The organism is Variovorax sp. SPNA7, assembly GCF_033807855.1.
Taxonomy (GTDB): domain Bacteria; phylum Pseudomonadota; class Gammaproteobacteria; order Burkholderiales; family Burkholderiaceae_C; genus Variovorax; species Variovorax beijingensis.
Genome location: NZ_CP138513.1, coordinates 1,058,140 through 1,067,772 on the forward strand (window position 1 = coordinate 1,058,140; position 9,633 = coordinate 1,067,772).

Sequence of the window (9,633 nt, forward strand, 5' to 3'; positions counted from 1 at the left end):
GCGGCCAAAGTAGCAGAGCGGCCGGCCTCGTTCCAATCACCTCTTCTGATGGCTGCCATAAGGCAATCGCAGCCGGCGCACCAGGATCTGAAAAGCTAGGACGCGAATTGCCGGCACTGCGCCAGTTCGATGCCGAGCGCGATGTCGGCACCGACGGCATGGCGCGCCGCGTCGCGGTGATGCGGCTCGTCCACCAGCACGGCGTGGTCGCCGATGCGCACCCGGTAGCGCACGGCCCGGCCCAGGAATTCGGCGTGCTCCACCGGGCCCGCGAGCCAGGTGTAGCGGACGTCGTGCACATCGCCGCCGCGGCCGATCTTCACGGCATGCGGACGGAAGCCGATGGACAGCCGCGCGGTGGCGGGCGTGTCCGGCCGCAGCGGCACGCGCAACTCGCCGACACCTTCGACATCGAGCAGCAGCACGCCGCCCTGGCGAGCGCGCGCGATGCCGCTGAGCAGGTTCCATTGGCCGACCGCGCGGGCAACCGCCGCGTTGGCCGGGTAGTCGTACAGGCCGATGGGGCTGCCGACCTGCTGGATCGCGCCGTTGTCGAGCACGGCAATCCGGTCCGCCAGGCCGAGCGCCTCTTCCTGGTCGTGCGTGACCAGCACGGCCGTGATGCCAAGCTGCTGCTGCAGCTGGCGCAGCTGTTGCCGCAGCCCCAGCCGGAGCGTCTTGTCGACGTTGGAGAACGGTTCGTCCAGCAACAGCAGCCGCGGCTCGGCGGCAAGGGCGCGTGCCCAGGCCACGCGCTGCTGCTGTCCGCCCGAGAGCTGGTTGGGCTCACGGTTGCCATGGCCTTGCAGGCCGATGGCGCCCAGCCACTCGGAGACCGTGCTGCGAACGATCGGCGCTTCGACCCCGCGCTCGATCAGGCCGAAGGCAATGTTCTCCGCCACGGTCAGGTGCGGCCAGAGCGCATGGTTCTGGAACACCATGGCCACCTGCCGCGCCCAGGCGGGCTCTTCGGACACGTCGCGGCCGTCCAGCAGCACGCGGCCTTGGCCGGGCGCCTCGAGCCCCGCGATGATCCGCAGCAGCGTGGATTTCCCCGAGCCCGACGGCCCCAGCAGCGCAAAAAATTCGCCCGGCGCAATGTCGAGGCTGACGTCGTCCAGCACCTTGGCGGGGCCGTGAGAAAAGTGGATGTGGCGGCATTCCACACGCACTTTTTTCATCGAGGTGTCGGTGGGCATGAAAAGGGATGAGGCGGGGGAAAGCGTGGAGTATGCAAGGCATGGCGCCGAAGGGCGAGGGACGGCGAGCCGCTTGCCCGGGCAAACCCGAGTGAGGCTCCCGGCAATGCCTCGAATCAAAAACTGTGATTGGAATGCGCTGCGCCCCGGCCCTAAGCTCGGCCCGCCATCCACACAACAACGGGAGACTTCCATGCGCATCGACTTTCGGCCCTTGCTGACGTTGGCCGCCCTCGCTGGTTGCACAGCATTGCACGCGGGCACCGTCTCGGTCGTGACCTCCTTCCCCAAGGAACTGACGCAGGCCTACAAGACCGCGTTCGAAAAAGCCAACCCCTCGATCAAGCTCGAAATCCTCAACAAGAGCACCACCGCGGGCGTGGCCTACGTCCGCGAAATGCCGGCCGGCCAGCGGCCCGACGTGTTCTGGGCTTCGGCGCCCGATGCCTTCGAGGTGCTGGTCGACGGGAAGCTGCTGGAGCCGATCCCGGCGCTCGCGAATCCCGCGGTTCCCAAGGTGGTGGGCAGCTATCCGCTCAACGAGGCTTCGGGCATGTACCTCGGCCAGGCGCTCGGCGGCTACGGGCTGATGTGGAACACGCGCTATCTCTCGGCCAACAAGCTGCCGCCGCCCGCCGAATGGAGCGACCTTGTCAAGCCGATCTACTTCAGCCACGTGGCGCTGAGCTCGCCCTCGCGTTCCGGCACCACCCACCTGACCGTGGAAACCATCCTGCAGGGCGAGGGATGGGACAAGGGCTGGTCGGACCTGCTCCAGATCACGGGCAACAGCGCGGCCATCACGGAGCGCAGCTTCGGAGTTCCCGACGGCGTCAACAACGGGCAGTTCGGCATCGGCATGGTGATCGACTTCTTCGGGCTCGCGGGCAAGTTCTCCGGCTTTCCGGTGGAATTCGCCTACCCGAGCGTCACGGCCATGGTGCCGGCCAACATCGCGCTGATCGCCGGCGCCAAGAACGCCGAGGAAGGCAGGAAGTTCATCGCGTTCTCGCTGTCGAAGGAAGGGCAGCAGTTGCTGGTCGCGCCGCAGATCTCCCGCCTTCCGGTGCTGCCGCCCGAGCAGCTCAAGATGCCGGCCGGCTTTCCGAATGCCTATGAGGTGGCCAAGCGCACCAAGGTCAAGTTCGACGCGGATCTTTCGGCCACGCGCTACAACGTCGTATCTTCCCTCTTCGACCAGACCATCACCTTCCGGCACAAGGAGCTGAAGGCCGCGACCAAGGCCATCCACGGCGCCGAGGCGGCGCTCGCGCGCAAGCCCCACGCAGAGGCCGCGGCACTGGTCAAGAAGGCGCGCGGCCTCGCGTTCACGCCGCTGGTCAGTGCGTCGATGGCGGCCGACAAGGCCTTCCTCGCGATGTTCGCGGCCAACAAGAAGGACTCCGAGGCGAACAAGCGGATCACCGGCCTGGAGGGCGAGTGGAGCGGCAAGGCGCTCGACAACTACAACCAGGCGCGAAGCCTGGCCGAGCAGGCCGAGGCGCTCCTCAAGTAACCACAATGCCGCGCGGCCCGGCCAGCCCGGGCCGCCATGGAGGTTTTTTTCATGCTCGGTCTTTTTCGTTCCGACGTGCGGTCGGGCGCGTGGTGCGCCGCGGGCCTGGTGGCCGTCTTCCTGCTGCTGTTCCTCGTCATGCCGGTGGCGTGGGTGTTCTACACCGCGTTCGTCAATGCCGACGGGAGCCCGACGATCGGGCATTTCGTCGCATTCTTCTCGCAGCCGCTGATGCAGGAGGCGTTCTTCAACAGCCTCTACGTGGCCGTGATGTCGACCGTGTTCGCTTCGCTGATCGCCGTGCCGCTGGCGTACTTCACGGTGCGTTTCCAGTTCCGCGGCGCGGCGCTGATCCAGACGCTCGGGGTGCTCCCGCTGATCATGCCGCCCTTCGTTGGCGCGGTGGCGCTGCAGCTGATCTTCGGCCGATCCGGCAGCATCAACCTGCTGCTCAACGATTATTTCGGCTTCACGGTTCCGCTGATGGATGGGCTGAGCGGCGTGATCTTCGTCGAATCCATCCACTACTTTCCCTTCGTGCTGATGAACCTCACGCTGGCGCTGCGCAACATCGACGGCGCGATGGAAGAGGCCGCAATGAACCTCGGCTGCCGCGGCTGGCGGCTGTTCTGGCGCGTCATCTTTCCGCTGGCGCTGCCGGGGTTCGTGGCCGGCGCATCGCTGGTGTTCGTCAAGGTCTTCGACGACCTGGGCACACCGCTGGTGCTGGGCACCACCAACATGCTCGCCCCGCAGGCCTACCTGCGCATCACCCAGGTGGGGCTGGAAGATCCGCTCGGCTACGTGACCAGCGTGATCATGATCGCGTTCTCCATTGCCGCCATGTCGCTGTCCGCGCGGATGCTCAAGGGCAAGGACTTCTCCACCATCCAGAAGGGCGGCGGGGCGATCCAGCGGCGCGTGCTGTCGCCGGCCGGATCGCTGCTGGCCTACGGCTGGATCGGGCTGGTCATGCTGCTGGTCCTGTCGCCGCACATCGGCGTGCTGCTGCTGTCGTTCGGCAACGTGTGGAGCTTCTCGCCCTTGCCCGATGCCTACACCCTGGCGCACTACGCCACGGTGTTCCAGGATGCGGGCAGCATGATCGGCAACACCATGCTGTATTGCGGGCTGGCCGCGGGGCTCGACGTGGTGCTCGGAACCACCATCGCCTACCTGCTGCTGCGCACGCGGCTGCCGGTGCGCCATTGGCTGGACGTGATCGCGACGGCGTCGCTGGCCGTTCCGGGCCTGGTGCTGGCCATCGGCTACCTGCGCTTCTTCAAGGGCGTGATGGTTCCCGGCACCGAGGTGCTTCTCACCAGCACCTGGGTCATGATCATGCTGGCCTACGCGGTGCGGCGCCTGCCGTATGCGCTGCGTTCGTGCGTGGCGGCGCTGCAGCAGATCCATGTCTCGCTCGAAGAAGCGGCCGAAAGCGTGGGCGCGACCAAGGCGCGCACCATCCGGCGCGTGGTGGTGCCGCTGATGGCCGGCGGCATCCTCGCGGGCTTCGTCACCAGCTTCATCACGGCGGCCGTCGAGCTGTCGGCCACCATCATGCTGACCACCAGCCAGTCGCAGGCGCCGATGAGCTACGGCATCTACCTGTACATGCAGAGCGTCGCGGGCCGCGGCCCGGGCGCGGCGCTGGGGGTGCTGGCCATCGTGGTGGTTGCGCTGGGCACCTACATATCGCATGTGGTCGTGGAGCGCACCAGCAGCCGCTTCGTCGCGCGGCCGGTGGAAGACCAGGAAGGGGAAGCCTCGTTGTCGTTCGGGGCAGTTCCCGCGAAGATCTGAGGAGAGGAGACATCATGAAAAAAGTCAGCGTCGAGTGCCGCAACATCCGGCTCGCCTACGGAACGACGGAAGTCCTGCGGGACGTCAACCTGCTCATCGAGCCCGGCGAGTTCTTCGCGCTGCTGGGGCCCTCGGGGTCGGGCAAGTCGACCTTGCTGCGGCTCATTGCCGGCTTCAACCAGCACCAGCACGGCGAGCTCCTGGTGGACGGCAAGAATGTCGGCGGCATGCCGCCATGGAAGCGCAACATCGGCATGGTGTTCCAGAGCTATGCGCTGTGGCCCCACCTGAGCGTGTGGGACAACGTGGCGTTCGGCCTGGTGGAGCGGCGCGTTGCGCGGGCCGAGATCAAGCGCAAGGTGGCCGCCGCGCTCGAGACCGTGGACCTGCTGCGCTATGCCAAGCGCAAGCCGAGCCAGCTCTCCGGCGGCCAGCAGCAGCGCGTGGCGCTGGCGCGCACCATCGTGATCGAGCCGCAGGTGCTGCTGCTGGACGAGCCGCTCTCCAACCTGGACAAGTCTCTGCGCGTGCAGATGCGCCAGGAGCTGCTGGCACTGCAGCGGCGGCTCGGCATCACCACCATCTTCGTGACGCATGACCAGGAAGAGGCCATGACCACGGCGGACCGCATGGCCATCCTGGACCGCGGCGTGCTGCAGCAGGTGGGCAGCCCCGCAATGCTCTACGACTACCCGGTCAACCCGTTCGTGGCGAACTTCGTCGGAACGATGAACTGCCTCACCGGCCGGGTCAGCAGCCGCCAGGGCAACACCGTCACGCTCGACATCGACGGCGTGGGCGACCTGCCGTTCCAGCTGCAGTCGGACGCGCCGGCCTCCGACCGCGTGCTGGCCACGTTCCGGCCGCATTCGCTGCGGGTGGACGTGGTCGATGCGGCGCGCGATGCGCGCTTCGTGTGGATGCCCGGAACGGTGGAAGCGAGCGAGTTCCTCGGGGAGTTTTCGCGCTACCGCGTGCGCGTCGGGCACCAGGCCGTCGAGGTGGACCAGCCGCACTACGCGGGCCTTTCCAAGTTTCCTGCGGGATGCGCGGTGAGCCTCGGGCTGGAGCCTTCGCAGGTGCGTCTTTTCGCGGCCTGACGCGCCTGTTGTTCGTGAACCATGGAGCTTTACCAGATCCGTGCCTTCGTCTCCGTGGCCCGGCTGGGCAACGTGACCAAGGCGGCTGATGCACTCCACGTGACCCAGCCCGCCGTGACGGCGCAGATCAAGGGGCTGGAACAGGACCTGGGCGTGGCGCTGTTCGTTCGCGCGGGCGGCCGGCTGAGCCTGACGCGTGCCGGGGAGCGCCTGCTTCCCTGCGCGGAGGCCCTGCTGCAGTCCTCGGCCGAGATGCAGGCCACGGCGCAGCGCCTGAAGGGCGAACTTTCCGGGAGCATCGAGCTGGGCGTGCCGGGCGAGACACCCGAGTTCCTGCGCCTCGGTGCGCTGCTGGGTGGCATGCAGCAGGGGCTGCCGCTGGTGGAGCTGCGTACGCGCAGCCTGCCGCTGCTGCACCTGCTGGACCAGGTGCGCGGCGGCGGCTTGTCCTGCGCACTCATCGTGGCGCCCAATCCGCCGCGCGACGTGCAGTGGCATCCGCTGCGCTCGCTCAGCTACCGCGTGGCCATTCCCAACCGGCTGAAACCCGAGATGCAGAACTGGGGCTGGCGCTTCCTGGCGGGCCTTCCGTGGATCGATGGCGCGATCGAATCGCATGTGCACCAGATGCTGCGTGCCCTGTTCGAGCAGCAGGGGCTCGATCCCAACGTGGTCCTGCGCAGCGAGGACACCAGCGGGCTCGATGATTTCGTCCGCTCGGGCAGCGGCTGCGCGCTGCTGCGGGAAGAGGTCGCGGTGCTCGGCGCAGAGCGCGAAGACTGGATGGTCTGGAGCGCGGCCAAGGTCGATGCGCAGCTGTTCTTCATCACCTCCGCGGAGCGGGCCAGCGATCCGCTGATCGTGGCGATGTCCTCGGTGATGCAGTCGGTCTGGGCTCAGTGAACGGCTGAAGGAACTGCTCGCCGGAAGAGCGCAGGCGCATCGGCACGCTCCATCCGCCGCAGTACGGCGCTCAGCTCGTCCTGCTCTGCAGCGCTCAGCGCACCTGCGAGGCGCCTGAACTCGGCCTGGTAGCAGGGCAGCATCAATGCCGCCGTGAGCGCGTGGACGTCGTTGCCGCGCGCAAGGCGCTCGTTGCACGCCGCGATGCTTTGATAGATGCCGAGCGCCTGCGCGACGCGGTCGTTGTTGCTGCTGTTCCTGCTGTTGCTGCTCATCGCCGGCTCCTTGTGGCGCGCCCTGGATGGCGCCGCAAGGCAACTCTAGGGACTCGCGAGCGCAGCGGGGAGTAACAAGATCGTCGTGAATCCGGCCGTTGCGGTTGGTTGCGTGCGAACCCGATCCGGCCTGCCGGTGCCGTTCACAGCAGCACCGTGCATGACACGTCCGGCTCGCGCTGGGTGCCGATGAAGCGTTCGAAGGCCAGCGTCTCCATGTTGAAGTAGCCGAGCTTGTCGTTGTCCTGGCTCACGAACGCGAGCGGCCGGGTCGGATGGAAGCTCAGCGCGATGGCGCGCGCCTCCATCGGGATCCGCGCCAGTTCCTTCAGGCTTGCCGGATCGACCACCGACAGGCTGCGCTCGCCGTAGTTGGTGACCACCAGCCGCCCGTCGCGATAGAGATAGAGCCGTGTCGCGTCCTCGCGCGAGGGCGCTTCGCGCAGCACTTTCATGGTGGCGGTGTCGATGGCTGCGAGCGTGTTGCTCCAGCGGTTGGTGACGTAGAGCGTCTTCTCGTCGGCCGAAAGCGCATAGCCCTCGGGCTTCTCGCCGGGTGAGCAGGGCACGGGTGTGGCCGTGGCGTCGTGCGGCCGTACCTTGGTCACGGTGTGCGAGAGCAGGTTCATCACATAGGCCGTCCGGCCATCACGGGTGAGTGCGAACAGATGGCTCTTGATGCCGCCGGTGGGCACGGCGCGGCGCGGCGCGGTGTCGGTCTCGGGCCGGTCGAGCACCACCAGCTGCGCGCGATCCTCGCTGAGTGCGTAGAGGCGGCCCTGTTCGTCCATCTGCATGCCGTGCAGCCGGTTGAAGGGCGCGATGTCGATGGTCCGGGCGAGCCTGCGCGCCGCAATGTCGATCTGGAAGATCCGCGTGCCGCCGTGCCCCAGGTGGCCCGAGGTCTCGACGCCGTAGTGGCCGACGTAGGCAAACCGCTGCGCCCGGTCCACCACGAACTCGTGCGGGAACTCTTCGAGCGCGATGCTGTGCAGCCGTTCGCCGCTCTCGATGTCGTAGTAGCTGAAGCAGTGGCTGCACTTTTCCACCAGGAGCAGGATTTCTTGTGTCATGGGCGCTGGATGCCTTCCGTGTGAAGCGCGATTCGGTAGAGCGAGCTGCTTGCCGCAATGTAGAGCTGGTTGCGCCATGTGCCGCCGAAGCACAGGTTGCCGACCTTCTCGGGCACGTGGATCTTGCCGAGCAGGCTGCCGTCGGGGTGGTAGACCTGCACGCTGTCGAGGCTGCTGGTGTAGAGCCAGCCCTGCACGTCGAGCCGAAAGCCATCCGGCAGGCCGGGGTTCACCTCGGCGAACACGCGCGGGTTGGCGAGGGCGCTGGCGTGCACGTCGAACACCATGAGGTGGTGGCGGCCGCTGCCGTCGCTGCGCATCGCGCTCGAGGTGTCGCTCACGTAGAGCAGCGATTCGTCGGGCGAGAAGGCAAGGCCGTTGGGTTCCTGCACTGCGTCGCTCATGGCGTCGAGGCGACCGCTCGCCGGATCGAAACGGAACACGAAGTTGGCCGGCTGCTCGCGCTCCGCCCGGTGGCCTTCGCGGTCGCTGGCAATGCCGTAGGGTGGGTCGGTGAACCAGATCGTGCCGTCGCGCTTCACGACGACATCGTTGGGCGAATTGAGGCGCTTGCCCAGATGGCGGTCGACCACGATCTCGTCAGGCGTGCCGGCGCGCACGCCGCCGGGCGAGACGCGCGTGCGCACGATCGCACGCAAGCCGTGCGAGCAGTGCAGCAGGTCGCCATTGAGGTCGCGCGCGTGGCCGTTGGTGAACTCGACGCCGCTGCGCCACACCGTCATGCCCTCGTACTCGCTCCAGCGCAGCATGCGGTTGCTCGGGATGTCGCTCCACAGCACGGCTCCGTCCTCGTGCATCCAGACCGGGCCTTCGCTCCACTGGGCGCCGGTGCACAGTTTTTCGAGCCGCGCGCCCTCGACGACGGGGCGCAGGCGCGCATCGAAGACTTCGATGGAGGTGTCCATGCGCGTCATCCCTTCACGGCACCGGCCGTGAGCCCGGTGATGATCTGGCGTGCGGCAACGAAGGTGAAGATCAGCGGCGGGATCGCGATCAGGCTGCCCATCGCCATCACCTTGCCCCAGTCGACGCCCATGTCGGTGATGAACAGCGAGGCCGCCACGGGCAGCGTGCGGGTGTGGCGGTCGGTCAGCACCAGCGCGAGGATGAATTCGTTCCACGCGATCCGGAAGGTGAAGATCGACGCCGCGGCCAGGCCGGGCGCCATGAGCGGAAGCAGCACTTTGATGAACACCTGGATCGGACCACAGCCGTCGATGGCTGCGGCTTCTTCCAGTTCGATCGGGACCTGCAGCACGAAGCCGTAGAGCAGCCAGATGGTGAAGGGCAGGTTGACCGCCACGTACAAGAGGACCAGGCCCCAGAGGCTGTTGACCAGGTGCCACTGGTTCCAGATCATGAAGACCGGGATGGCCAGCACCGCCAGCGGCACGGTGCGCAGCAGCAGCGTGGTGTAGGCCACCGCGGTGCGCCCCGCGAAGCGGAAGCGGGCCAGGCCGTAGGCGGCCATGCAGCCCAGCACCAGGGTGACGGCCGTGGAGACGATGCCGACGAACAGGCTGTTCATCAGGTAGCTGCTGAACTTGTCTTCCTCCAGCACGGCGCGGTAGTTCTCCAGCGTGGGCGTGAAGATGAAGTTCAGCGGCTCGGCGAAGATCTGCACCTGCTGGCGCAGGCTGGTGGTGAAGATCACGGCGATCGGCGCGATGCACAGCGCCGCGAGTGCGATCAGCATCGCGTAGTGCAGCGTCGTGAGAAAAGGGGAGCGATTCATGGGTGTTC

At 67.1% G+C, this 9,633-nt stretch carries 9 protein-coding genes; 4 read left to right on the top strand and 5 right to left on the bottom strand.

Features of this window, described 5'->3' with window-relative positions; genetic code table 11:
- Positions 1-95: 95 nt before the first annotated feature.
- Positions 96-1,181: an ABC transporter ATP-binding protein gene (locus RZE77_RS04770; protein WP_319442306.1), complete on the bottom strand. Its 1,086-nt coding sequence runs from the start codon at positions 1,179-1,181 to the stop codon at positions 96-98.
- A gap of 211 nt (positions 1,182-1,392) precedes the next feature.
- Here RZE77_RS04770 and RZE77_RS04775 point away from each other — a divergent pair, with 211 nt between their 5' ends.
- From RZE77_RS04775 to RZE77_RS04790, 4 genes are read left to right on the top strand one after another with little or no spacing between them, the layout of a single operon-like run.
- Positions 1,393-2,715 carry an ABC transporter substrate-binding protein gene (locus tag RZE77_RS04775; RefSeq protein ID WP_319440913.1) on the top strand — a complete coding sequence of 441 codons (1,323 nt, stop codon included), beginning with the start codon at positions 1,393-1,395 and terminating at the stop codon, positions 2,713-2,715.
- 51 nt (positions 2,716-2,766) lie between these two features.
- The gene (locus RZE77_RS04780; RefSeq protein WP_319440914.1) at positions 2,767-4,518 is read left to right on the top strand and encodes an ABC transporter permease; all 1,752 of its coding nucleotides are present in this window, start codon (positions 2,767-2,769) and stop codon (positions 4,516-4,518) included.
- Positions 4,519-4,532: 14 nt separating this feature from the next.
- Positions 4,533-5,618, top strand: coding sequence for an ABC transporter ATP-binding protein (locus tag RZE77_RS04785; RefSeq protein ID WP_319440915.1), 1,086 nt, complete (start codon positions 4,533-4,535; stop codon positions 5,616-5,618).
- A 21-nt stretch (positions 5,619-5,639) separates the two neighbouring features.
- Complete coding sequence (locus tag RZE77_RS04790) at positions 5,640-6,521, top strand: LysR family transcriptional regulator (RefSeq protein WP_319440916.1); 882 nt, start codon at positions 5,640-5,642, stop codon at positions 6,519-6,521.
- On the opposite strand, the gene RZE77_RS04795 is transcribed toward RZE77_RS04790, so the two are convergent.
- From RZE77_RS04795 to RZE77_RS04810, 4 genes are all read right to left on the bottom strand, one after another.
- The gene (locus RZE77_RS04795; RefSeq protein ID WP_319440917.1) at positions 6,515-6,796 is read right to left on the bottom strand and encodes a hypothetical protein; all 282 of its coding nucleotides are present in this window, start codon (positions 6,794-6,796) and stop codon (positions 6,515-6,517) included. The genes RZE77_RS04790 and RZE77_RS04795 overlap by 7 nt on opposite strands.
- A gap of 143 nt (positions 6,797-6,939) precedes the next feature.
- Positions 6,940-7,869, bottom strand: coding sequence for a YncE family protein (locus RZE77_RS04800; RefSeq protein WP_319440918.1), 930 nt, complete (start codon positions 7,867-7,869; stop codon positions 6,940-6,942).
- Positions 7,866-8,795 (bottom strand): SMP-30/gluconolactonase/LRE family protein, encoded by a 930-nt coding sequence (locus RZE77_RS04805; protein ID WP_319440919.1) that lies wholly within the window; start codon positions 8,793-8,795, stop codon positions 7,866-7,868. Before RZE77_RS04805 ends, RZE77_RS04800 begins: the two co-directional genes overlap by 4 nt.
- A 5-nt stretch (positions 8,796-8,800) precedes the next feature.
- Positions 8,801-9,625 (bottom strand): carbohydrate ABC transporter permease, encoded by an 825-nt coding sequence (locus tag RZE77_RS04810; RefSeq protein WP_319440920.1) that lies wholly within the window; start codon positions 9,623-9,625, stop codon positions 8,801-8,803.
- Between the last annotated feature and the right edge of the window lie 8 nt (positions 9,626-9,633).